This window comes from Bradyrhizobium sp. I71 (genome assembly GCF_022354745.1).
Classification (GTDB): domain Bacteria; phylum Pseudomonadota; class Alphaproteobacteria; order Rhizobiales; family Xanthobacteraceae; genus Bradyrhizobium; species Bradyrhizobium liaoningense.
The window spans coordinates 6361480-6384119 of record NZ_CP059398.1 but is presented as its reverse complement, the minus strand read 5'-3'; the positions used below and the strand labels follow the sequence as shown (position 1 = coordinate 6384119).

General features: G+C 64.5%; 21 protein-coding genes. 4 read left to right on the top strand and 17 right to left on the bottom strand.

The genetic code is table 11. The features are described 5' to 3' along the window. Positions 1-30: 30 nt before the first annotated feature. The 4 genes from fdh3B to FJV43_RS30460 are packed head-to-tail and all read right to left on the bottom strand — an operon-like array spanning position 31 to position 4588. Positions 31-627: a formate dehydrogenase FDH3 subunit beta gene (fdh3B, locus tag FJV43_RS30475; protein WP_131870000.1), complete on the bottom strand. Its 597-nt coding sequence runs from the start codon at positions 625-627 to the stop codon at positions 31-33. 13 nt (positions 628-640) lie between these two features. After that, a complete protein-coding gene (locus FJV43_RS30470; protein WP_239622713.1) occupies positions 641-3583 on the bottom strand; it encodes a formate dehydrogenase subunit alpha in 2943 nt (980 codons plus the stop codon). Between the two features lie 13 nt (positions 3584-3596). Then, positions 3597-3806, bottom strand: a complete 210-nt coding sequence (locus tag FJV43_RS30465; protein WP_239622712.1) for a twin-arginine translocation signal domain-containing protein — start codon at positions 3804-3806, stop codon at positions 3597-3599. A gap of 29 nt (positions 3807-3835) precedes the next feature. After that, complete coding sequence (locus FJV43_RS30460) at positions 3836-4588, bottom strand: molecular chaperone TorD family protein (protein WP_239629681.1); 753 nt, start codon at positions 4586-4588, stop codon at positions 3836-3838. Between FJV43_RS30460 and FJV43_RS30455 the strand changes: the two genes are divergently transcribed. Then, positions 4535-4681 carry a hypothetical protein gene (locus FJV43_RS30455; RefSeq protein ID WP_239629845.1) on the top strand — a complete coding sequence of 49 codons (147 nt, stop codon included), beginning with the start codon at positions 4535-4537 and terminating at the stop codon, positions 4679-4681. The genes FJV43_RS30460 and FJV43_RS30455 overlap by 54 nt on opposite strands. Positions 4682-4744: 63 nt before the next feature. Here FJV43_RS30455 and FJV43_RS30450 read toward each other — a convergent pair whose 3' ends face one another. The 5 genes from FJV43_RS30450 to FJV43_RS30430 are packed head-to-tail and all read right to left on the bottom strand — an operon-like array spanning position 4745 to position 8133. Continuing rightward, positions 4745-5371: a DUF3306 domain-containing protein gene (locus FJV43_RS30450; RefSeq protein ID WP_239622711.1), complete on the bottom strand. Its 627-nt coding sequence runs from the start codon at positions 5369-5371 to the stop codon at positions 4745-4747. Then, positions 5368-5883 (bottom strand): DUF3305 domain-containing protein, encoded by a 516-nt coding sequence (locus FJV43_RS30445; protein WP_239622710.1) that lies wholly within the window; start codon positions 5881-5883, stop codon positions 5368-5370. The genes FJV43_RS30450 and FJV43_RS30445 overlap by 4 nt, the downstream gene beginning before the upstream one ends. Beyond that, entirely contained in the window at positions 5880-6887 is a 1008-nt protein-coding gene (locus FJV43_RS30440) for a DUF6352 family protein (RefSeq protein ID WP_239622709.1), read from the bottom strand. Before FJV43_RS30440 ends, FJV43_RS30445 begins: the two co-directional genes overlap by 4 nt. Next, positions 6884-7429 (bottom strand): DUF6505 family protein, encoded by a 546-nt coding sequence (locus FJV43_RS30435; protein ID WP_239622707.1) that lies wholly within the window; start codon positions 7427-7429, stop codon positions 6884-6886. The genes FJV43_RS30440 and FJV43_RS30435 overlap by 4 nt, the downstream gene beginning before the upstream one ends. Beyond that, positions 7426-8133 (bottom strand): biotin/lipoate--protein ligase family protein, encoded by a 708-nt coding sequence (locus FJV43_RS30430; RefSeq protein ID WP_239622706.1) that lies wholly within the window; start codon positions 8131-8133, stop codon positions 7426-7428. The genes FJV43_RS30435 and FJV43_RS30430 overlap by 4 nt, the downstream gene beginning before the upstream one ends. Before the next feature lie 197 nt (positions 8134-8330). Between FJV43_RS30430 and FJV43_RS30425 the strand changes: the two genes are divergently transcribed. Beyond that, positions 8331-10301: a 4Fe-4S binding protein gene (locus tag FJV43_RS30425; protein ID WP_239622704.1), complete on the top strand. Its 1971-nt coding sequence runs from the start codon at positions 8331-8333 to the stop codon at positions 10299-10301. 717 nt (positions 10302-11018) lie between these two features. Beyond that, on the top strand, positions 11019-12779 hold the full coding sequence (locus FJV43_RS30420; RefSeq protein ID WP_239622703.1) for a radical SAM protein: 1761 nt from the start codon (positions 11019-11021) through the stop codon (positions 12777-12779). 254 nt (positions 12780-13033) lie between these two features. Here the strand turns inward: FJV43_RS30420 and FJV43_RS30415 are convergent, their stop codons facing one another. Further along, positions 13034-14389, bottom strand: a complete 1356-nt coding sequence (locus tag FJV43_RS30415) for a c-type cytochrome (protein WP_239622701.1) — start codon at positions 14387-14389, stop codon at positions 13034-13036. Between the two features lie 528 nt (positions 14390-14917). On the opposite strand from FJV43_RS30415, the gene FJV43_RS30410 reads away from it, so the two are divergent. Then, positions 14918-15154, top strand: coding sequence for a hypothetical protein (locus tag FJV43_RS30410; RefSeq protein ID WP_239622699.1), 237 nt, complete (start codon positions 14918-14920; stop codon positions 15152-15154). A 233-nt stretch (positions 15155-15387) separates the two neighbouring features. Here FJV43_RS30410 and FJV43_RS30405 read toward each other — a convergent pair whose 3' ends face one another. From FJV43_RS30405 to FJV43_RS30375, 7 genes are all read right to left on the bottom strand, one after another. Further along, the gene (locus tag FJV43_RS30405) at positions 15388-16383 is read right to left on the bottom strand and encodes a tripartite tricarboxylate transporter substrate binding protein (RefSeq protein WP_239622698.1); all 996 of its coding nucleotides are present in this window, start codon (positions 16381-16383) and stop codon (positions 15388-15390) included. A gap of 171 nt (positions 16384-16554) precedes the next feature. Then, entirely contained in the window at positions 16555-17316 is a 762-nt protein-coding gene (locus FJV43_RS30400) for an SDR family NAD(P)-dependent oxidoreductase (protein ID WP_239622697.1), read from the bottom strand. Positions 17317-17349: 33 nt separating this feature from the next. After that, positions 17350-19089 (bottom strand): nitrilase-related carbon-nitrogen hydrolase, encoded by a 1740-nt coding sequence (locus tag FJV43_RS30395; protein WP_239622696.1) that lies wholly within the window; start codon positions 19087-19089, stop codon positions 17350-17352. A gap of 13 nt (positions 19090-19102) precedes the next feature. Further along, on the bottom strand, positions 19103-20092 hold the full coding sequence (locus FJV43_RS30390) for an acetamidase/formamidase family protein (protein ID WP_239622694.1): 990 nt from the start codon (positions 20090-20092) through the stop codon (positions 19103-19105). Between the two features lie 33 nt (positions 20093-20125). Next, entirely contained in the window at positions 20126-20854 is a 729-nt protein-coding gene (locus tag FJV43_RS30385; RefSeq protein ID WP_239622692.1) for an ABC transporter ATP-binding protein, read from the bottom strand. Beyond that, a complete protein-coding gene (locus FJV43_RS30380; protein WP_239622690.1) occupies positions 20847-21563 on the bottom strand; it encodes an ABC transporter ATP-binding protein in 717 nt (238 codons plus the stop codon). Before FJV43_RS30380 ends, FJV43_RS30385 begins: the two co-directional genes overlap by 8 nt. Beyond that, complete coding sequence (locus FJV43_RS30375) at positions 21563-22627, bottom strand: branched-chain amino acid ABC transporter permease (protein ID WP_239622688.1); 1065 nt, start codon at positions 22625-22627, stop codon at positions 21563-21565. Before FJV43_RS30375 ends, FJV43_RS30380 begins: the two co-directional genes overlap by 1 nt. Positions 22628-22640 lie beyond the last annotated feature (13 nt).

Here is a 22640-nt window from a genome sequence, read left to right as displayed (position 1 = left end):
CCGGTCTTGCGCGCCCGTCGACTGCCCACGTCAGGACTCGATCGTCTCGCGATACGCGGTCTTCCAGCCCCATGCACCCGAGCCATAGCCGCGCTTCGTGACGCGTTCCTTGTAGATCTGGGCGATGATCTCGCCGTCACCCGCAAGCAAGGATTTGGTCGAGCACATCTCGGCACACAGCGGCAGCTTGCCTTCGGCCAGCCGGTTCGCGCCGTACTTTTCGTATTCCTCCTTGCTGCCGTCGGCTTCAGGGCCGCCGGCGCAATAGGTGCATTTGTCCATCTTGCCGCGCGAGCCGAAGTTCCCGACCTTCGGATATTGCGGTGCGCCGAACGGGCAGGCGTAGAAGCAATAGCCGCAGCCGATGCAGAGATCCTTGGAGTGCAGCACCACGGCATCGGCCGTGGTGTAGAAGCAGTTCACCGGGCACACGGCCGCGCAGGGCGCATCCGTGCAGTGCATGCAGGCCATCGAGATCGAGCGCTCGCCCGGCTTGCCGTCGTTGATGGTGACGACGCGCCGGCGGTTGATGCCCCAGGGCACCTCGTGCTCGTTCTTGCAGGCGGTGACGCAAGCGTTGCACTCGATGCAGCGATCGGCGTCGCAGAGAAATTTCATCCGAGCCATGTGCGTGCTCCTCTCAGGCTGCGACGATCTGACAAAGCGTGACCTTCGGCTCCTGCATGCCCGTCGCAGGATCGTAGCCGTAGCTCGTGATCGTGTTGGCGCTTTCGCCCAGCACGATCGGATCGGTGCCGGCGGGATAGTTCTTGCGCAGGTCGGCCCCCCCGAGCCAGCCGCCGAAATGGAACGGCATCCAGGCGACGCCCTTGCCGACGCGTTCGGTCACCAGCGCCTTCATCCTGGCACGTGAATTGTTCTCGGCACCGCTCACCCAGACCCAGCCGCCGTCCTTGATGCCGCGATCGGCGGCATCGGCGGGGCTGATCTCGATGAACATGTCCTGCTGCAATTCGGCGAGCCATGGATTGGTGCGGGTTTCCTCGCCGCCGCCTTCGTATTCGACGAGACGTCCCGAGGAAAGGATCAGCGGAAACTGCTTGGCGATCCCCTTTTCCACCGCCGCCTTCTGCACCGAGAAGCCGATGTTGGGCAGGCGGAACTGCTTGGCGTCGGGCAGGGTCGGATATTTCTCGACGAGATCGACGCGCGGCGTGTAGATCGGTTCGCGGTGCACCGGTATCGGGTCCGGCAGGCCGAACGCATTCATGCGCGCCTTGCCGTTGCCGAAGGGCACGCAACCGTGCTTCAGCGCGACGCGCTGGATGCCGCCGGAAAGGTCGACCGCCCAGGACACCGCATCCGGATTGGCCGGGTTGACCCTCTGGATCGTCGCCATCTCGGCCTCGGTGAGATCCTGGTCCCAGCCGAGTTTCTTCAGGCTTGCCAGCGTGAATTCGGGATAGCCGTCCTCGATCTCCGATCCCCTGGAGAAGGACTTGTCGGCGAGCAGGCTCACCTTCCGCGTCGTGCCGTCCGGCAGCTTCTCCTCGCGTTCGATGCCGAAGCGTGGGCGGAACGCGCCGCCGCCGTCCATCACGTGCAGATTGTTGTTGTAGAGCAGCGGCGAGCCGGGATGCTTCACCTCGGGCGAGCCCCAGCACGGCCAGGGCAGGCCGTAATAATCGCCGCCGACCTCCGGATCGTCCTTGGGCGCACGCAGCGTCACCAGGTCGAACTTGTGCTGGTTCTTCATGTGCGCCTTGATGCGCTCCGGCGACTGCCCGCAGTAGCCGGTCGACCAGCTTCCGCGGTTGATCTCGCGCAGCACGTCCTCGGCGACCGGAAGGTCGTTCTCGACCTTGATGTTCTTGAACATCTTGTCGGCGAAGCCGAACTTCTTCGCGAGCAAATAGATGATCTCGAGGTCATCCTTGGATTCGAAGATCGGCTTGACGATCTGCTCGCCCCATTGCATCGAGCGATTGGAGGCGACGCGCGATCCCGTGCATTCGAACTGCGTGGCCACGGGCAGGATGTAGACGCCATCCTTGCGTCCCGCCTCGACCGCCAGGGACGCCCAGGTGGTCGGGTGCGGGTCGGCGATCACCAACAGCTCCAGCGCCTTCAGGCCCTTCATCGATTCGGGAATGCGCGTGATGCTGTTGCTGGCGTGGCCTTGCACGAATACGGCCTTGACGTTGTCCTTCTGTGCGACATCGGCCTTCGGCAACAGCGCAGCATCGAACCACCGCGTCAGCGGGATGCCTGGCGTCTCCATCAGCTTCTTCTCGTCGAAGCGGGAGACGAGATAGTCGTAGTCGACCTCCCAGACTCGGGACCAGTGCTTCCAGGCGCCTTCCGCAAGGCCGTAGTAGAACGGCAACGTCACGATATCGAGGCCGACGTCGGTCGCGCCCTGCACATTGTCATGGCCGCGCAGGATGTTGGCGCCGGCGCCGGCCTTGCCGACGTTGCCCGTCATCAGCAACGCGATGCAGCTCGCGCGCACATTGGCCGTGCCGACGGTGTGCTGCGTCTGCCCCATGCACCAGATGATGGTCGCGGGCTTGACCGTCGCGAGCATCTTGGCGACGCGCTCGAGCTGCGCGGCCGGCACACCGGTGACGCGCTCGACCTCCTGCGGGTTCCACTTCTCGACCTCCTTGCGCAGGTCGTCGAAACCGTAGACGCGCTGGGCAATGAACTCCTTGTCCTCCCAGCCGTTCTTCAGGATGTGCCACATCATGCCGTAGAGCACGGGAATGTCGGTGCCGGGACGGATCCGGACATATTCGGTGGCATGCGCCGCGGTACGGGTCAGGCGCGGATCGAAGACGATGAAGTTCGCCTTGTTGAGCTCCTTGGATTCCAGCAGGTGCTGCATGCTGACCGGATGCGCTTCCGCGGCGTTGCTGCCGATGAACAGCATCGTCTTGGAGTTGCGCATGTCGTTGATGCTGTTCGTCATCGCGCCATAGCCCCAGGTGTTGGCGACGCCGGTGACGGTGGTGGAGTGGCAGATCCGCGCCTGGTGATCGGTGTTGTTGGTGCCCCAGAACGCGCCGAGCTTGCGGAACAGGTAGGCTCCCTCGTTGGTCATCTTGGCCGAGCCGAGCCAGTAGACGGAATCGCTGCCCGACTTCTCGCGAACCTGGAGCAGCTTGTCGCCGATCTCGTTCACTGCCGTGTCCCACGACACACGCGTCCACTGCCCGTTCACCAGCTTCATCGGATAGCGCAGGCGGCGATCGCTGTGCACGAGCTCGCGCACCGAAGCGCCCTTGGCGCAATGCGAGCCGCGGTTGATCGGCGAATCCCAGCTCGGCTCCTGCCCGATCCAGACTCCATTGAGCACTTCCGCCGTCACCGTGCAGCCGACGGCACAATGCGTGCAGATGCTCTTCTTGACGGTGGCGCCGGCCGCGAGCGGGCCGGCAGCGGCCGCTTCCGCCTTGCGCACGCTGACGACCGGCATGGCCCCCAGCGCTGCGAGAGCGCCGCCCGCCAGACCGGATTTGCGCAGGAAGGAGCGGCGATCAAGTCCCCCGCCCTGGCCCGCAAGGGATTCGGCGACGGAGCCGCGGCGATCGGAACGCTGATGTGTTTGCTTGATAAGCACGGCAGCCTCCCTCTCAGGCCGGATAACGATTGACGCGGTAGAACGTCTTCACGTGTTCGGTTTCCTTGTAGCGCGCCTTGCGCTTCTCATCGTTGTTCTCGCTGTCCGCCTGCGCGGACCCGACCAACGGTGTCGCCAGCGTCGCGCCGACACCGGCCGTGCCCAAGCCGACCCTGCGAAGGAAATCGCGGCGTCCGACCTTTGCTTTCGTCTCGTCACTCATCGCATCTCTCCCGGACCAAGGCGCCTCGGTCAGTTGGCGAATGTGAATGCTTCCGTCTCGATTTCGATGAAGGTGCGGCCGAGCGCGCCGACCGCTCGATAGAAACGGGCGTCCCCGGCGCTCTCGATGTCGGCGAACAGCCGCCCCATCCAGGGCGACACATGTTTTTCGAAGAAGGCGCGCTGCGCCTCGGGCGAGGCATCGAAGCGGCCGCCGGCAAGCCCCGACATGATCTCGCACAGGATGGCGGCGTGATCCTCGGGTTCGGAATTGTTGGCAGCCCGCGCGATACCGAGCCTCGCCAGGTCGCCGCGCAGGCGCGACAGGGGCCGTTCGTTGAGAAAGCCGGTGAGATAGTAGGAGGCATAGGGCAGCAATTCGCCGCGGCCGAGTCCGACGAACAGGTCGAAATACTCCCGCTCGACTTGCGCTGCGACGGCGCTCGAGGCGGCATCGGCCAGCGCCGCATGCGCGCGCCCGAGCGGCGTCGCGTCACCGCTCAGCGCGGCGAGCTGATCCAGCAGGCGTTTCGACGGAGGCGCCGACAGCAGCGTTGCCAGGAGCGCGTATTCCTGCGCGCGCGCCGCTTCGATGGGATCGACGAACTCGCCGGAGCCGGCCTGTTCGCCATAGAGATCGGGCCGCAGATCGTTCCGGGAAACGCCGGTGGCGGTTTCGACTGCAATCACCCGTTGTGCGGGCACGCGGGTCCAATTCGATACAGAGGGTTGGCTGATGCCGATTTTGCGCGCAAGCTGAGCAATGCCGCCTGCAGCGTCGATCGCGCGATCAAGCCCGTCATCACGCACGTGGACCTCCCATCCAAGTCCCGTCTGCTGATTATCGCTTTTGTTACAAAGCAGTACGCAGGGTAATCCGGGCTCCGTAAGCCGTCAACGCTTGCCATAGCCTGTGCCTATAGCCTTTGGTCGTGTTGCTCAGCGCGGCAAGGCACTGCCGTGAGTCCGCGGCCTGACGGGCTCGGCGAAATCGTCGGATCCGTCAGCCATCTTCGGTTGCACCGCAACAGGAGCAGCCAGCTGCTTCGTCTCGTCCGGCGACGAGACGACGTTGGACATCTCCGGCACATCGGCCTCATGCAGTTCCGCCGAAGAAACCCCCGCTTCGGTCGGCGTCTCGGGGAGGGACCGGGCCGCCTCGCGCACTCCGCCGACGATGCGGTCGACCAGTGCGGCCAGCTCTTCCGACGAGCAATCCAGCGGTCCAAAACCAGGCATCGCGGTCGGGTCGTTGAAGTCCCATGCATTCTCCGCAAGCCCGACGAAGTCGCGAATGGTCGGATCTGTTGTCCAGGCGCGCCGGAGCGCTGCGCGGCTCAATTCCCGGGGAACACCCTTGCTGAGGAAGGCCGTGATGTCGGTTGCGGCATTGATCTCGTCGATCGAGGGCAGGCACGAGAGATCGAACTCGCCCTCCTCGTCCTTGGCCGCGACCGGCGGCGTTGACTGCGGCGGCGTTGGCTGCGCCGCAGCAGGCTTCGCCGGCTCCGCTTGCGATTCGCGTTTGCGGCGCGACCAACGCGCAAGGAACTCCTCCTCGCTCATTCCTGTCCGCCTTCATGCTCGCGCCGTGCCAGCGCCTCCGGGTCGGCGCGGCGCCGCTTGCGCTTGACGAATTCCCGCTCGACATGGTGCTCGGCCACGAAGCTTTCAATCGCTTCGCGCAGCACCTCCGGCATCGGCACGGCCTCGACGAGATTGTCGGCGGCTTCGGTAAAGCCTTCGCCCTCGGCGGGGTCGGCCGTCACCGCGGTGACGGCATAGGGCCAGGCGCCGTCCGAGGGCGACAGCACGGTCCAGATGCTCGGACTGCCGGAGGCGAGATTGTCGCGGTAGCGCGCCGTCTCGGAGGGATAGAGATCGACGGTCGCCCTTCCGGCATAGAACAGGGTCGTGCCGTCCTGCTCGCGAAGCACGGTCCACGGCTGTGTCGCCGGCTCGTCCGGCAGGACGGCAATTCCGCGCCAGATGAAATCGACCCACGGCGAGTCAGCCTTGCACCGCTCGACCACGACGCCGACGGCAATCGAGAGGGTGGGCAACGCCGCAGGGCTCATGTCGCCATCTCCAGGTGCTTCACCGGCAGCCCGGTCAGCAGATTCTGTGGCTTCATCCGGAGCTTCTGATCCGCCGTCATCGACAGGATCAGGTAGACCGGTTCACCCCCGACATCGTCAAGAGCGCTGCCTGAATCCGCGAACGTCAGGCGGAACAGCGCGAGCACACGGTCGGCGTCGCGCTCGCCGAGTTCTTCGCCGTGCCACAGCCGGTCGCCGAGCCTCGTGGCGTCGGCATCGAGCCCGACATACCAGGTGAGCCGTGCCTCGTGCAGCGCGCGCAGCGGCTCGATCATGACGTCGATGCCGAGCAGATGGGAGACCCAGCGCGTCATCGCCTGCGCCAGGGCAACCGGCCCGCGGCCGCCGGCCGTCAGGTCGAGGGCCATGTCGAACTGGTCGCTGCGCTGCCAATAGGCCTCGGCATTCTCCTCGCCCAGCACCTCGACCACGGCATCGGTGGTGGCGCCCAGCATCGACATCAGAGAGAGTACCGGCGTCGGGCTCCGGCCTCCGACGACCTCCTCGTCTCCGAGCAACAGGGCGTGCTCATGCGGCAGGATGCGCTGGGTCCGGAAGAACAATTCGGCCGCCCGCAGCACGAACGGGTCGTCGCAGCCGTCGAGCGCGTTCCGAAGGATCACGTGCACGAGCTGGTTGACGAACAGCGGCGGCAAATCGTTCGCGCCCGATCTCACCGATGCGAGATAGGCGGCTTCGAGCGTCGGATGCCGCAACAGAAGATCGCGGAACGCCAGCACCAACTGCCAATTCTCCCGCGCATCGGCATCGACGATCCCGGCGATTTCGGCGGCGCTGACCGCCTGGCGCGGATCGGCGAGCAATTCGCGGTGCAGCCGGCGCTCGAGCGGGCACGCATCGTCCGGCGGCATCAGCTCGGGGCGGGCAAAATAGGCCTTGAGGAACTCGTCCGTGACACGGAGCCCACCGCCTTCGTCGCGATCGAGCAGGTGATGACCACAGGCGATCCAGAAATCGTTCATCGGACGGTCGGCTCCCGGCCCAGATCCGCAAGCTTGAGATCGCCGTCAGGCTGGACCTCGTCCTCGATTTCCATGAACGAGAACGCCTTGCTGTGCCCCTGCCCTTGTCCTTGCCGGAGTTGCAGCCGGCGGAACGACTCGCGGACTTCGCCGTCGCTCGAGGTGCGGTGCACTGCAATGAGAGAGCTGATCGGATGGCTGCAGAGCGACTGCGCGAAAGCGACCTCCTCTTCCGCGGCCGTCTTCGCCGCCGCCATGTCCGGCGCACCGAAGCGATCGACGAGTTGCCTGGCGAGGAGATCGACCAGGCTGCGATATTCGTCTTCGGTTGCCGGAACGATCTGCGCCAGCGTCGACCAGCCCCAGGACTGCACCCCGAGGAAACCGCCGCGAAACGCCGCGCGCGCCTTGCCCTCGAGCCTGGCAGCGTCGTGATCCCAGAAGCGGAAAGCGCCTGAGACGGCCCATTCGCCCGGTTCCGCCGCCACGTCGAACACGAAGGTGTCGGAGGGATCGAGCGCGATGGTGCGCAGGAGCTTCACAGGCGCGGTCCTCCGAGGGCCGGATCGAGCCAGGACGGAGTCGCGAGCGCCTGCACGAGGTCGCTTCGCTGGACCCGATCCGTCCCGATGCGGCGCGTCAGGACATCGCCGCATTCGTCAATGCGCTGAACTGTCTGTCTTTCACGCGGCATTCGAGTGAGATAGTCGCGCGCGACGCTGTCAAAGCCGTCAACCCGCCAGCCATCCAGCACCAGCATCAGGTGCCGGGCAAAGCTTTCCGTGATCTGCGCCGCGCCGGCCTCGCCAAAACCTTCCTGGTCGAGTGCCGAGGCCAGCGGGTGGACGCCCGGATCGTCATCGTTCATGGCAACCGTCCGGATCATGGCCCCGAAGACCAGCCAGGGCGGCGGCGCATCCTCGTCAGCTGCGAATGGCCAACCCATCCGTCCGCCACCGACCAGTCCCCCGTCGATCCTGACAGCGTCCGGCCAATTGATCGTGATCGGCTTGCTCGGCGGCGCATAGGCGCTAAGGGCATCGGTGAGAGCGACCATGCCGGCGTAAAAGGCGCGGCGCGCGCTCCGCAACGGCTCGGCCGGCTCCAGCACCACGGCGAACTCTGCGAGGTCGAAGCGCCCGACATAGACCAGCGTGCCGGCACCGGCCTCCGGTGCGATGCGGCATGCATGGGCAAAGGCATCTCCGCTCTCGCGCAATCGCACCAACGTGAACGGCGGCGGCAAGTGAATAGGTTCCGCCAGGGAAACATGGTTGACTGGGGTCGACGACAGGCCGTCCTCCGCTTTCCTTTTCTTCCCGATGGATAATGTCTATACGAGGCGAAGGGCCGGCGCGAGTCCGTCGTCGGCGTCCGAATGGCGGAGGGGTTAACCTGGAGCAGCCGTCGAAGACCGTCCTGATCTGCTCGTGCGAAGACACGATGCCCCTCGACGTGGCTGCGATCCGGCGCGGATGCCCGAACAGCGAGGTCAAGAGCTTTCGCCACCTCTGCGGTGCGGAGCTTGACCACTTCCGCAAGCTTGCCGCGGCAGAGGGCGTGTTGACGGTCGCCTGCACGCAGCAGGCAGCGCAGTTTTCGGACGAGGCCGGCGAACGGCCCGATGCGATCAGCTTCGTCAACATCCGCGAAACGGCCGGCTGGTCCCGCGACGGCGCGCGCACTGGCGCAAAAATGGCCGCCCTGCTCGCATCCGCCGCCGTGCCGTCCCCGGACTATCCGCTCGTCACCCTGTCGAGCGAGGGCGTGATCCTGATCTACGGACGCGATGAGGCCGCGATCGAGGCCGGCCGCCTGCTAGCGGATCACCTCGACGTCACGGTGATGCTGAAGCAGCTCGACGACACCGTGCCTCCGGCCATAGCGGTCTTCCCGATCGTGCAGGGCACGATCCGCTCCGCGAAGGGACATTTCGGCGCATTTGAGCTTGCGATCGACGACTATGCGCGTCCCCGTCCCTCCTCGCGCGATCGCTTCGTGCTGGACCCGCCGCGAAGCGGCGTCACCTCGCGCTGCGATGTCATCATCGACCTGTCCGGCGCTATGCCGCTGTTTCCTGCCCACGACCTGCGCGACGGCTATCTGCGCGCCGACACGAAGGATCCCGCTGCAGTGCTCCGCGCCGTGCTGACCGCGCGCGATCTCGTCGGCAGCTTCGACAAGCCGAAATATGTCGACGTCGCGCCCGCGCTCTGCGCCCATTCGCGCTCGAAGCGCACCGGCTGCCATCGCTGCCTCGATCTCTGCCCGACCGGGGCGATCACCCCCGTCGGCGATCATGTCGCAATCGATCCGAACATCTGCGCAGGCTGCGGCCAATGCGCAGCTGCCTGCCCCACCAGCGCGGTATCCTACACGCTGCCTCCAGCCGATGCGCAGCTCCAGAAAATCCGCGCCATGCTGCTCGCCTACCGCGAGGCCGGCGGCGCGAATGCAGTGCTGCTCTTTCACGACAGCCCGCACGGTACGCCCCTGATCGACGCCCTCGCGCGGCATGGCGACGGCCTGCCGGCGAACGTGCTTCCCTTTGCCGTCAACGAGCTCACACAGCTGGGGCTGGAAGCGATCGTCGGCGCCTTCGCCCATGGCGTATCGGCTGTGCGCTTCCTGCTCCGTGCCAAGCCGCGCCACGATGTGACCGGCCTGTCGCAGACGATCGCGATGGCCGAAGCGATCCTCGGCGGCCTTGGATTTGCGGGCCGTCGCCTCGCCACCATCGAAACCGACGACCCCGATGCGCTGGGCGAGCATTTGACTGACATCGGCACGCTCACCGCGGTCGCGACGCCCGCGACCTTCAGGACCGTCGGCAAGCGGCGCGACCTCTTGCGGTTCGCCCTGAGCGAGCTGCATCGACTGGCGCCGCAGCCGGTCGACGTGATCGCCTTGCCACAGGGGGCGCCGGTCGGCGCAATCACCGTCGACACCGATGGCTGCACGCTGTGCCTCTCCTGCGTCTCGGCCTGCCCGACCGGCGCGCTGCGGGACGATCCCGAGCGGCCCGTGCTGAAATTCATCGAGGATGCCTGCGTGCAGTGCGGCCTGTGCGAGAGCACCTGTCCGGAAAAGGTCATCAGCCTCAAGCCGCAGATCGATTTCCGTGCGGCGCGCGCTCCCGCGACGATCATCAAGGAAGAGGAGCCCGCACTCTGCGTCCGCTGCGGCACGGCCTTCGGCGTCAAGAGCACGATCGACCGCATCGCAGCCAAGCTCGAGGGCCGGCACTGGATGTATCCGGCCGGCGACCGGCGGATCGAGGCACTGAGGATGTGCGCGGACTGCCGCGTCATCGTCATGAGCGAGCAGCAATTCGATCCGTTCAAAGGCGTCCCGGAACGAACGCCGCCGCGGACGACGGATGACTATCTGCGCCAGCGTGAGGGCAAGGACTAGCGCATGTACTCATAGATGTCGGCTCACCAACGTAAAGCGGAAGTCACCCACCTTGAGCGTGATCTGCGGCTTGTGTGAACCATATCGGAAGTCAGCATCTGCGCTACGACGCTTATGGTAGTGACCATTCCGACCGTCCATCGCTGCCAGATATCGACATTCATTCGCCGGATAGTAAGCCTCGCGGATCGCAGCCTCGATCCGAAGCGAGGTAGTCGATTTCGCTGCGGGTAATACCGATATCGTTGAAGCGATGATCGGAAAGGCGGGGTGCTTGGCGACTCAGCTGATCTTCGGATGGTCTGAATCCGCGGCGTAGGACAAGAAGCAAGCAACGGAACTCATCGACAGCGCACTTTCCAAGAGCGGAGGAAACCCGAGGGCTCACACAATCAAGGGAACCCTTCTCTTACTTGGACAACCGGTGCAGGCATTGGCTGAATTCGATGCGGCGCTCAGGGGGGCAGGCGTCCCATAGCAATGAAGGAGGAATATTCTTCAATGACGCCAAGGAGTGATGTCTGGCGCATGACCACCTCGCGACTGTGCATCTCAATTTGTGCCAAACATGCGATAGCGCGATGCGGTTAGCCGAGGTGCTCTGCGAATAGCTGAGGTACCTGGATAGGATGTTTTTCGTGCCACAGTTCGTCGTTTTTTGGCAGAACCTAGCGGAAACCAGTTGGCCTTTGACCGACATCGAGCTACCGGTTGCTTATGGGGAAGAACAAGAGTTTCCGGCTTGTTCTGATCAAGCCGTCACATTACGACGACGATGGCTACGTCATTCGATGGTGGCGCGGCGGCCTGCCTTCGAACTCATTGGCCTGCCTGTACGGCATCGTGCTCGATTGTCGTGAGCGCCAGGTTCTCGGGCCCGATTTCGACATCGAGATCGACGCCATCGACGAGACCAACTGGAAGGTGCGTGTTGCGGATCTGGCGCGCGCAATCAAAGCCGCTGATGCCGGCATGGTGATGCTGGTCGGAGTTCAGTCCAACCAGTTTCCCCGATCGCTCGATCTGGCGAGACGATTTCGCAAGCTCGGAATTGACGTTGCGATCGGCGGCTTCCATGTGTCGGGCACCCTCTCGATGCTGCCGGAGCGCGATCCCGGCGTTCAAGAGATGATGGACCTCGGTGTGTCGGTCTTCGCAGGCGAGGCCGAGGGACGACTGGAGGGGCTGTTGCAAGACGCGGTCGCCGGGCGATTGCAGCCTCTCTACAACTACATCGACGATCTGCCGCATCTGGAGAGCCAGCCTTTGCCGATCATTCCCCGGCAGCAGATCGGGCGGGTCATCGGCCACACCACGAGCTTCGACGCCGGGCGCGGCTGCCCGTTCCAGTGCTCGTTCTGCACCATCATCAACGTGCAGGGCCGCAAGTCGCGACGCCGCAGCGCCGACGACATCGAGGCCGTGATCCGCGCCAACGTCGCCCAGGGCGTCTTCGCCTTCTTCCTCACCGACGACAATTTTGCGCGCAACAAGGATTGGGAAGGCCTGCTCGACCGCGTGATCGCGCTGCGCGAGAAGGAGGGCTGGGATCTCCGCTTCACGATCCAGGTCGACACGCTCTGCCACAAGCTGCCGAACTTCATCGAGAAATGCGCAAAGGCCGGTGTCCGGCGATGCTTCATCGGCCTCGAAAACATCAACCCGGATAGTCTGCTCGGCGCCAAGAAGCGGCAGAACAAGATCACCGATTATCGCGAGATGATGCTGGCCTGGAAGAAAGCCAGGATCATGACCGTCGGAGGCTACATTCTGGGCTTTCCCAACGACACACCGGAATCGATCGTTCGCGACATCGAGATCATCAAGCATGAGTTGCCGATCGACATGCTGGAGTTCTTCTTCCTGACGCCGCTACCGGGCTCGGAGGACCACAAGACGCTCTACATGAAGGGCGTCGCGATGGATGCGGACCTCAACAAATACGACCTGGACCACGTTACGGTCGGCCACCCCGCCATGTCCAAGGCGGATTGGGAGCGGGCCTGCGAGCTCGCCTGGAACAGCTATTACAGCTGGGAGCACATCGAGAGGCTGATGCGGCGCGCCGCGGCGATGGGCAACAATGTCGGCAAGATCGGGACCTACGCGCTTTATTTCAAAGGCTACCATCCCATCGAGCGCGTCCATCCGCTTGAAGGGGGGGTGCTGCGGCTCAAGAGCCGCGACGAGCGCCGTCCGCATCTGCCGGTCGAGCCGGCCTGGTCGTTCTATCCGCGCTATGTCGCCGAGACCGTCGTGAAGGCCGTGCAATGGGCATCGCTCGCGCTGCGCCTCCACCGGCTGGCTCGCAAGGTCAAGTCGGATCCGCACCGGCTCGCCTATGTCGATGAGGCGATCACAATGCAGGCCGACGAGACCGAAAATCTGGACTTGTACAAGACGCGGTCCAGCCAGGCGTTTCTCGATCAGCGGCGGCATATCGAAGAGGCACAGAAACCTAAGTCGGCCGTGCGGTAGTTGCCAACTCGCGTTAGTTGATTTCTCAAGCCGCCGCGGACCATCGTATCCTCACAGATTGCTGGACAAGCGACGTCCGCTTGCACCGAACAGAGGCCCGGGCCAACGTCCCTTGAGTGGAGGCTGAAAATAATTCGCGTGGTCTTCGTTGCTGGCTTGCTTTTCGTTCAACAAGCGTGGGCGCAGAACATGGCGTTGTTCGTGGCTTCCAATGGAAGTACTTGAAGCGAAAATAACCCAGAAGGGACAACTAACTATCGCGATGTCGCGCGCCCCAAGAAGTCGGTCAACGCGCGTCGGTCCTCTGCAGAGCCGATGCGCTGCTCCGGCATCTTGGTTCCGGGGGTGTAGGCATTCGGCCCGATTTCGAACAGTCTCGCGACCGTTTCCGGTGTCCAGACGATGTCCATCGTCTTCAGCGCATCGGAGAAGCGATATCCCGGCAGCGAAGCGATCCTGCGGCCGTATAGTCCCGCAAGTGTCGGACCAGCACGCTGCACCTCCTGGTCCGACAACGTGTGACAGGCAACACACGCCCGAAATACATCGGCGCCATGATCGCCGGCATAGGCGGCGAGCGGATCGGCGGGTGTGCCGATCAGGACTGACCCGACGGGATCGCCGGTGCGCGCATTCCAGCGCCTGATCCTGCCGTCCGCACCACCCGTCATCAGGGTCTCGCCATCTGGAAGGAAGGCGGCCGACCACACCGGTAGCCCGGGCCCGACCAGCGTGCGCAGCAGGTTGCGCGACTTGCGATCGATGATCTCCACTGTGCCGCCGATGCCGGCCGCAGCGATCAACGCGCCGTCCGCCGACATCGTCAAGGCCACCACCGGTGTCGGGCTGGCCGCGACCTCGCCGCTGACCTTGCCGTCCTTGGTCAGCATGCGCAGCCTGCCATCGACCGCGCCTGCGACGATTTCACCATCCGGCGCCACCGCCACGGCGTTCAGCGGCGCCGGCAAGGTCACGATTTCAGGCTGGCCGTCCGGCAAACGCCAGATGCGCAGCGCGAGATCGTAGCCGACGCTGACAAGCCCGCCGTCCGGCGCGAAAGCGACGCCGTTGACGTTCTGCGTATGCCCTTCGAGCACGCGCGACGTGCCGTCCGACAGCGACCAGAGCCGCACCGTCCGGTCCCATGACGCCGATGCGAGCAGCGCCCCGTCGGGCGACACAGCAAGCGCCGCGATCGGAGCGACATGTCCCTCCAGTACCCGGTCCGGCTCCACCCGGCCCGCCGTCCACACCGCAATTCGTGCGTCGGCGCCGGCCGTGATCAGGCGGCGATCCTTCAGAAAGGCAACGGCATTGACGCCGCCGGTATGATACCGCAGCACTTGCTCTGCGGTATCCGTCTTGAGCGACCAGCGAATGACCGCCGTGTCGAAGCTGCCGGAGAGAAGGTCCTGCCCATCCGGGGAAACGGCAAGAGCCCGAATCGGGCCACCGTGTCCGACCATGTCGGCATGCACGGATGATCCGGCAACGATGGCCCACAGCGCTACGGCCACCTTCGTGCACAAAGGTGATCTGTTCATTTCCGGCCGGCCCTGCTTGACGTTCGCATTCTCAAGACTGCCAGAACGGGCGGCCGAAATGAACATCCCGGACCGGTCTACTTGGCCGGTTCCGTGGTGGTCTTGGAGGATCCCTCCGGCGCGGCCTGCATTCCAGGCGGACTCTGGCCTTGGGGACTTTCGGCCGGCGCACCACCCGAACCTGTATTGATTGGGCCCGTCCAACCTTGCGGCTGTGCCTGGCCCTTCTCTTCAGGAGGGGTTTTCGTCGCCGACGGGTTGGTTTGCGCGGGCTGGGCCAGGGCACTCCCAACAAAACAAAGTGCTGCGAAGCACAAGATCGTTCTCGGCAATGTCACGCAAGGCCTCCGATGCGCTCACCAAAGCGCAATGCGATCAGGATAAATCGCCATCGCGCTTCAGGCTGTTGTTCAAGCATGATCTTCCGGAAAACCGCTGCGCACTTTTCCGGACCGTGCTTTAGGCTTGCAAGAAACCTGCGAAACCCGCTTCCGTTCCGAAGCGTGCAGCGCAACAGCCCACCTCGGGCATCCGCCGCTTGAATGCCGAGAGCCCGGACACTAGATTCTGCCTGCTCATGCCAAGGAAGACCGCATGCAGGGGCGAACGGGGCCAATTCTGCGGATGATTGCGCGGCTGCGCGTTCTTGGCGCCATTGATGGCCCGCAAGATCCCGCCGCGCGAGAAGCCTCCCCTTTCCTCTTCCTCATTGCCGTCGTGCTCGCGCTGCTGCTCGCAATCCTGGAAGTCGATTCGAACAGCGCCGGGCTTCGGTCCCTTGGCTTGATGGGCGATGCGTTTTCCGCCGATCCCGTGTTCAAGAGCCCATAGGACCGCGGATGCCTTGCCACGGATGCCTGGGCGCGATCGACGAGCTTGCTCGCGATACGTCGCGTCGTATAGATGGCTTGATGTTCCAAATCGGGGGAGGCTGAGGATGAAGGCTTTTTTACTTGGCTGCGTCGCGGCTCTGGTCATCGCGATTGCGGGAATGGAGATCCTGAATCGAGTCCAGGAGCCCGTCGCTCAAGCGTTTGCTACGTCCGCGGTACGACTCTGAGCGCTCAGTCGCGCTTGAGCCCGATCGACTTGACGATGGGAGCCAGGCGGACGAGTTCGTCCTCGACCAGGCGCTGGAATTTGTCGGGGCCTGAATCGATGTCCGGCTCCAGACCTTGCGAACGATAGCTTTCCTGCAACTGAGCATCAGCCATCGCCGTGCGGGTCGCCGCAGCGATCCGCGCCACGATCGCATCCGGGGTTGCTCTTGGGGCAAACAGGCCAAACCAGCCGGCGTATCTGAGGCCGGGCATGCCGGATTCGATGACCGTCGGAATCTCCGGCGCGCCGCTCAGCCGCCGGTCGCTCGTCACGGCGATCAGCCGCAGCTTGCCCGCAAAGTGCAATTGCAGGTTCTGGCTCGAGACGACCGCAATGACCGAGTTGATCTGGCCGCTGACGAGGTCGTTGGTAGCGGCCGCCATGCCCCGGTAAGGGACGTGGATCAAATCTGCCGCAAGACCCGATTGCTGCCTGAACATCTCTCCGACGAGATGATTGCCGGTGCCGACCCCCGGAGTGCCATAGGACAGCCCGCCCGGATTCGACTTCGCAAACGCTGCCAGCTCCCGCAGGTCCTTCACCGGCAGGGACGGATGAACCGCGAATGCGAGGGTGCTGGTAATCAGACGATAGATGGCACGGAAATCGCGAATCGTGTCGTAGGCAGGCTGCGCCGAGGACAACGGAATCGTCACCTTCGTGCTGCCATTGCCGAGCAGAAGCGAGTAGCCGTCGGGAGCGCTCTGCGCCACCGATGCGGAGCCGATCGCACCGCCGGCGCCCCCGATATTCTCGACATGGACCGGGCCGAGCAGCGGCGCGACCTTGTCGGCCCAGGGACGGCCGATCTGATCACCCGCGGCGCCAGCCGTATAGGGAATGACCAGCTTGATGGAGCGGGAGGGATAATCGTCGGCGGTCGCACCGCCGGGCCAGGCAGCCAGCGCCGTGAGACGCGCCGCCGCATCGAGCAGTTCTCGCCGTGAGAGAAGGGACATCGTCTGCGTGTTCGGGACCGGGCTCGCTATCTTGCACGAATGAGGTGTCCCGAAAATCCACGCGGGGAGATCGCTGCCCTGCACAATGCGGGCAGCAGTGGCCGCAGCTGCCCTGCGATCACACGGTCAATCATGACGCGGGTGACAGATTTGCGTTTCAGCGTTCACGCCTCAGAATTGCACACCGCGCGTCAGGGCACCGTCGACGACGAGGTTCGTTCCTGTGATGAAGCTGGCGGCGCCACTTGCGAGAAATACGACTGCGTTCGCCGTCTCCTGCGGCGTCCCCATCCGGCCGGTGGGATTGAGCGCAAGCGCCGTCTTGTAGAGCTCGGGATTGTTGTCCTTGATGGTGTTCCAGACACCGCCTTCGAAATAGGTGTTGCCCGGCGAAACCGTGTTGGCGCGGATGCCCTTGTGTGCGAGCTGATTGGCGAGACCCTGCGTGTAGTGGATGATGGCGGCCTTGAAAGTGCCGTAGGGGCCGGCCGCGAAATCGACCTCGCGCCCGGAGACGCTGGAGATGGCGACGATCGCACCGGCCCGGCTCTTCTCCAGATAAGGCATGGCCGCGTTCACCAGCCGGACCGTGCCCATCATGTCGGTCGAGAACTCCTTGGCCCAGCTTTCATCGTCCTGCCCGATGGCGAGCGCGCTCACATTGGCCACGACGACGTCAATTCCGTCCAGCTTGGTCGCCATGTCGACCACCCAGGCCTTGAGCGCCGCACCATCGGACACGTCGACCGCAGCGCCAAAGGCCGCGACGCCTTTGCTCTTGAGCGCTGCAACGGTGCTGTCGACGTCCGCCTGGCTGCGCGCACAGATGCCGAGATTAGCGCCCTCGGCGGCAAAGGTCTCCGCGATCGCCCGGCCTATCCCCTTGGTGCTGCCGGTGACGAGAACCTTGGCACCCGCAAGTCCTAGATCCATGATCGGCTCCTTCTTCCCAGTAGATTCACACGTTCAATGGTTATTTGCCGTTGCCCTGACCAACCCTCGATAGCTGTGTGGCATCCGCATCGAAACGAGGTCCTTTCGTCGCACGACGTTGGTCGGATACACGCTGTCGAGATTGGTGGTGTCGACCAGAGCAGTAGCAAGGTTCGTGCCGTCCGCTGCAATCGCTTCGCGGCGCGGGAATTCGAACGTATCGGGGCCGAACACGCCGCTCAGGCCAGGATAGCCGTGTTCGGGATCGAAGACATTGGCAAACGCCAGGAATACGTTGTTCTCGCCGGCGCGGACCCGGAAGTGGTGCCAATGATGCGGATCGGCGCCGGTCGGGATCGGGGCCGGCTGCACAACGGATGTCCCCGGATGTGGCGAACCGAAGGGGCCCTTGACCGCCGCGCAGCACGCGATGATATCGCAGCCGCGAAGTGCGAGCACCCGCCCCGCCTCCGGAAACGCCGCATCGTGGCCGATCAAGAGGCCTACTCGCCCGATCGGCGTGTCGATCACGGCCCAGTCGTCACCCGCCGTGGCCCAGCTCCGCTCCTCTTCCGTCAAATGCGTCTTGCGATAGAGCGTGATCTCTCCATCCGGCGTGATCAGGCAGGCGCTGTTGTAGACGGCATCGCCCGCGCGCTCGGCCATCCCACAGACGATGTGGATATGGAGCTGCGCAGCGAGCGCGTGCAGGCTCTGCGTGGCCGGGCCCGGTAGCGGCTGCGCCGATTTCACGGGATCTGCGAGGCCGGTGACCGCAAGCTCCGGGAATACGACGAGCGCCGCGCCGTCCGCCCTGGCCTGACGCGCAAGATTCGCCATCGCCTCGAGATTTCGCGCAACATCGGCACTGGGTGCGAATTGGGCCGCGGCAACGCGCGAGCGCACGCCTTCAGGCCAGGGCTCGTGGCCGTAAAGGCCGAAGAAATCGCGCGGATTCCAGCTGAAGGTGTCGGTGAGCAGCTCCGGATAAAGCTCGGGCCGGCGTTGACGGAAGACAGGCTCGCCCAGCACGCGACGTGCGCGCGCAATATCGAGATCGATCTCGGCCAGTGCGACCCCGTCGCCCTTGTCGAGGACCGTGATCACCTTGCCATCCGGCGCGATCACACAGCTCCCGCCGCTGAACTGGACGGTGCGCTCGAGCCCCCAGCGGTTGCTCTCGATCACGTAGCAGCCGTTCTCGAATGCACGGCTGATCCAGTATGGCGCCGGCGTTCGCTCCGCGAGCCAGTTGGAGATATGGCAGATGACGTCCGCGCCCCCGAGCGCCATCAGCCGCGCGGTCTCCACAAAATGGATGTCCATGCATATGAGGAGCGCGATCCGTCCGATCGGCGTGTCGAAGACCTGGTTGTGCAGATCGCCCGCCGCCGCCCATTTCGGTTCGGAGATATAAGGATGCGTCTTGCGATGGCGGCCGACGATGCCATCTGGCCCGACGAGCACGGCCGAGTTGAAATAGATGTCGTCCTCGTCGACTTCAGGCATGCCGACCACGATGTAGCAGTCATGCTTGCGTGCCAGCGCCGCAAACCGGTCGGTGGTCGGCCCCGGAATCCGCTCGACATAGGGCCGAACCTCGGCGCGGTCGAACCAGCAATAGCCCGTGGTTCCCATTTCCGGCGTGACGATGAGCTTCGCGCCGGCCGCCGCCGCCTGCTCACAGAGCTCGAGCAGGCGCGCGACGTTGCGCTCCTTCTCGAACATGATCGGCTCGAACTGGACGGTGGCGACCTTGTGTACGGTGGACATGAGCTGGCTGGCCTCAACCGAGATACGACTTCTTGATGGAGGCGCCGAGCGTATACTTCGGATCGACCATGTTGCCGAGGCGCACCCGGCCGGCCTGGGTCAGCAGCATGTAGGCATCGATCTCGTCGAAACCGTAGTCCGTCGCCATCCAGCGGCAAAGCTCGCGATAGGCGATGCGGGCTGCATCCTCCATCGGACGCGCCGAGCCGATCGTCATGATGAAGTCCTTGGTCTCGAGCCGCGGCCAGGCGATGGTCCAGCCCTTGATAAGGTCGACCTGCACCGTGGTCACGGTCGGATGCTCGATGGCGACGCCGCAGAGCTCGCCGTCGCCCTGCGCCGCATGGCAGTCGCCGAGATAGAGCAGCGCGCCCTTGGTATTGACGGGCAGGTAGATGACGGCGCCGACGCCGACGTCGGGCAGATCCATGTTGCCGCCATAGTAATCCGGGACCAGCGACGAGATCGCCTCGATCTCCGGCGAGGTGCCGATGGTGCCGATGAAGGGCTCATAGGGCAACGTGATCTTGTCGTTCCATTTGGTGCCGGTCTTGGCGTCGATCTCCAGCTTCTTGACGCGCTCGGGCAGCGCCGGATTGAGCAGCGCCGTGTTGCCCGTACCGACCAGGCCACCGAATTCCGGCATGATCACCGTGGTGCCACGCGGCTGCGGCCCGCGCGGTACGATGCTCTCGATATAGACCGCGAGCGTATCGCCCTTCTCGGCGCCGTTGACGTGGATCGGCCCGTTCTGCGGATTGAGGAACGGGAAGTTGAGAATCTTCGACGGGCTGTCGGTCTCGTTCTTGATGGCGCCCTCGAACGCGTCATGGGTCTCCGCGGAGACGACGGCGCCGGGGTCGACCGTCAGCACCGGCTTCACATAGGGGCCGTAGACATAGTGGTACTTGCCCTGCTCGCTTTCCGTGATCGTGTAGCCGGTGCCGCGCTCGCCCTTGGCGACGCCCTTGCGGGCCATGATGGAGTCTTTCTGCCAGGACATTTGCTTTTCTCCTTCTGTCGTTGGCGTAGGTCTTCAAACCGCGAGATGACGGCGCATCTCGGCCGCGTCGTCGAGCGCCGCGCGATCGAGGTTGGCGACGATGCGTCCCTTGTCCATGACGTAGCAACGCTGCGCCATGGCGCGGATCATGTCGAGATTCTGCTCGACCAGGATGATGGTCACCCCGGTCCTGTGGTTGAGCTCGACCATGTTGCGCGCGATGTCCTGGACGATGTTGGGCTGGATGCCCTCCGAGGGCTCGTCGAGCAGGATGAGGTTGGGATCGGCGATCAGGACCCGTCCGATTGCGAGTTGCTGCTGCTGGCCGCCGGACATGGTGCCGGCGCGCTGATGCCAACGCTCTTCGAGGATCGGAAAGGCTTCGACGATCTTGCGCCGGCCCGCTTCGGGAATGCCGCCGCCCTTGATCGCTGCGCCGACCGCGACGTTCTCGCCGACGGTCAGGCGCGGAAACACGTCGCGCCCCTGCGGCACATAGCCCATGCCGAGGCGCGCCCGCTTGTGCGCGGGAAGAAGCTCTACCGCCTCGCCGCGATAGACGATCGAGCCGCTCATCGCCGGCACCAGTCCGATCAGGCTCTTCATCAGCGTGGATTTGCCGACGCCGTTGCGACCGATGACGGCGACGATCTCCCCTTCCCGCACCTCGATCTCGAGGCCCTGGAGCACCGGCTTGCCGCCATAGCCGGCGCGCAAGCCCAGGGTCGACAGGATCACTTCCTTGCGCGGCTGATCAAGCATGGGCCTGCCCCAGATAGATCGCCGCCACGCGCTCGTCGGCCACGATCTCGTCGATCGAGCCTTGCGCGAAGACCTGCCCGAGATGCAGCACGGTGACGCGGTGCGCGACCTGCCGGACGAAGGCCATGTCGTGCTCGATCGCCAGCACCGTCATGCCGTCGGCATTGAGCCGCTGCACCATCTCGCCGGTCATGTGGGTTTCCTCGGGCGACATGCCGGCGGTGGGCTCGTCCAGCAGAAGAAGGCGCGGCTTCAGGCTGACCGCCATGCCGATCTCGAGCCATTGCTTCTGGCCATGGCTGAGATTGCCGGCGATCTGCGCCTGCTCCGATTCCAGCCCGAGGAAGGTCAGCAGCCGGCCGATCTCCGCTTCGAGCTCCGCGCCGCGATGCCGGCTCTGCAGGGCGATCTCGAGATTCTGGCGGACCGACAGGCCCTTGAAGACGCCGGGCACCTGGAACTTGACCGAAAGGCCGCGGCGAATCCGCGCAAAGGATTTCAGCGCCGTGATGTTCTCGCCGGCGAAGAGAATGTCGCCGCTGCCGGGATGATGCTCGCCGAGGATCAGGCGGAACAACGTGCTCTTGCCGGCGCCGTTCGGGCCGATCAGGCAATGGATCTCGCCGGCTTGCAGCGTGAGATCCACGGAATTGGTGACGTGCAGACCACCGAAATGCTTGTTCAGCTTGCGCAGTTCGAGCAGCGACATCAGCCGGCCCTCTGCGTGAGGCGTGCGGCGATACGGCGGAGCCAGTTCATCACCCCGAGCACGAGACCGTTCGGGGCGATCAGGACCGTGAGCACCAGCAGCACACCCATGAAGACCAGCGCGTACTGGCTGCCATAGATCGTGAGCGCCTGAAACGCGGCGAGCACCACCAGCGTGCCGATCACGGTCGACGTCAGGTCGCTGCGGCCGCCGACCGCGACCCAGATCAGCGGCAGCGCCGCGGCCGTCATGCCCATGCTCGACGGCGTGATGTACTGGCCCCACACCGTGTAGAGCACGCCGGAGAGCCCTGCGAGCGCAGCGCCGATGACGAAGGTGATGAGCTGGTACTTGCGGATGTCGTAACCCAGCATCTCCGCCCTCTCCGGGTTCTCACGGATCGCGACGATGACGTTGCCGAAAGACGAGTTCATCAGGATCCGCAAGGCCAGATAGACGAAGACGAGAAGGCCGAGCACGAGGTAGTAGAGCCCGACATCGGCGAACAGCACGATCGGCTCGCCCGGCCAGGGGATGGTCAGCGGCGGCATCGCGCTCATGCCGTTGAAGCCGTTGAGCCGCGCACTGCCGATGTGCCATTCCGGCCCCGCGGTCTGTGCCATGAAGCGTTCCAGCATCAGGGTCACTGCGAGCGTGACGATGCCGAGGAACACGCCGGCGATGCGGCCGAAGAACATGAAGTAGCCGAGCAAGACCGCGAACAGTGCGGCGATCCCGACCGCGATCACCAGCGCCAGCAGCGTGAAGCCGTAGGCGGAGCCGAAATTGATGGTGAGGATGCCGTAACCATAGCCTGCGATCCCGAAGAAGGCGGTCTGGCCGAAGGAGAGCGAGCCGCCATAGCCCCAGATCAGGCACAGGCTGAGCGCGATGAAGACCCAGACGAAGAAGTAGACGGTGTTGCCGACCGTGTAGCCGTCGCTGAACAGCGGATAGGCGAGTGCGGCAGCGAGCACGAGTGCGAACAGGCCCCAGAAGGCCGGACCGCGACCGACGGTCTGCGGGCCTTCGAGACGGCGGAACATTGCAAGTAGACCGGTCACGACGCCATCACTC

Coding starts and splice junctions, on each gene's coding strand:
- fdh3B (WP_131870000.1), bottom strand. CDS start 627: ATGGCTCGGATGAAATTTCTCTGCGACGCCGATCGCTGCATCGAGTGC.
- FJV43_RS30465 (WP_239622712.1), bottom strand. CDS start 3,806: ATGAGTGACGAGACGAAAGCAAAGGTCGGACGCCGCGATTTCCTTCGC.
- FJV43_RS30450 (WP_239622711.1), bottom strand. CDS start 5,371: ATGAGCGAGGAGGAGTTCCTTGCGCGTTGGTCGCGCCGCAAACGCGAA.
- FJV43_RS30445 (WP_239622710.1), bottom strand. CDS start 5,883: ATGAGCCCTGCGGCGTTGCCCACCCTCTCGATTGCCGTCGGCGTCGTG.
- FJV43_RS30440 (WP_239622709.1), bottom strand. CDS start 6,887: ATGAACGATTTCTGGATCGCCTGTGGTCATCACCTGCTCGATCGCGAC.
- FJV43_RS30425 (WP_239622704.1), top strand. CDS start 8,331: ATGCCCCTCGACGTGGCTGCGATCCGGCGCGGATGCCCGAACAGCGAG.
- FJV43_RS30420 (WP_239622703.1), top strand. CDS start 11,019: ATGGGGAAGAACAAGAGTTTCCGGCTTGTTCTGATCAAGCCGTCACAT.
- FJV43_RS30415 (WP_239622701.1), bottom strand. CDS start 14,389: ATGTTCATTTCGGCCGCCCGTTCTGGCAGTCTTGAGAATGCGAACGTC.
- FJV43_RS30410 (WP_239622699.1), top strand. CDS start 14,918: ATGCAGGGGCGAACGGGGCCAATTCTGCGGATGATTGCGCGGCTGCGC.
- FJV43_RS30405 (WP_239622698.1), bottom strand. CDS start 16,383: ATGTCCCTTCTCTCACGGCGAGAACTGCTCGATGCGGCGGCGCGTCTC.
- FJV43_RS30400 (WP_239622697.1), bottom strand. CDS start 17,316: ATGGATCTAGGACTTGCGGGTGCCAAGGTTCTCGTCACCGGCAGCACC.
- FJV43_RS30395 (WP_239622696.1), bottom strand. CDS start 19,089: ATGTCCACCGTACACAAGGTCGCCACCGTCCAGTTCGAGCCGATCATG.
- FJV43_RS30390 (WP_239622694.1), bottom strand. CDS start 20,092: ATGTCCTGGCAGAAAGACTCCATCATGGCCCGCAAGGGCGTCGCCAAG.
- FJV43_RS30385 (WP_239622692.1), bottom strand. CDS start 20,854: ATGCTTGATCAGCCGCGCAAGGAAGTGATCCTGTCGACCCTGGGCTTG.
- FJV43_RS30380 (WP_239622690.1), bottom strand. CDS start 21,563: ATGTCGCTGCTCGAACTGCGCAAGCTGAACAAGCATTTCGGTGGTCTG.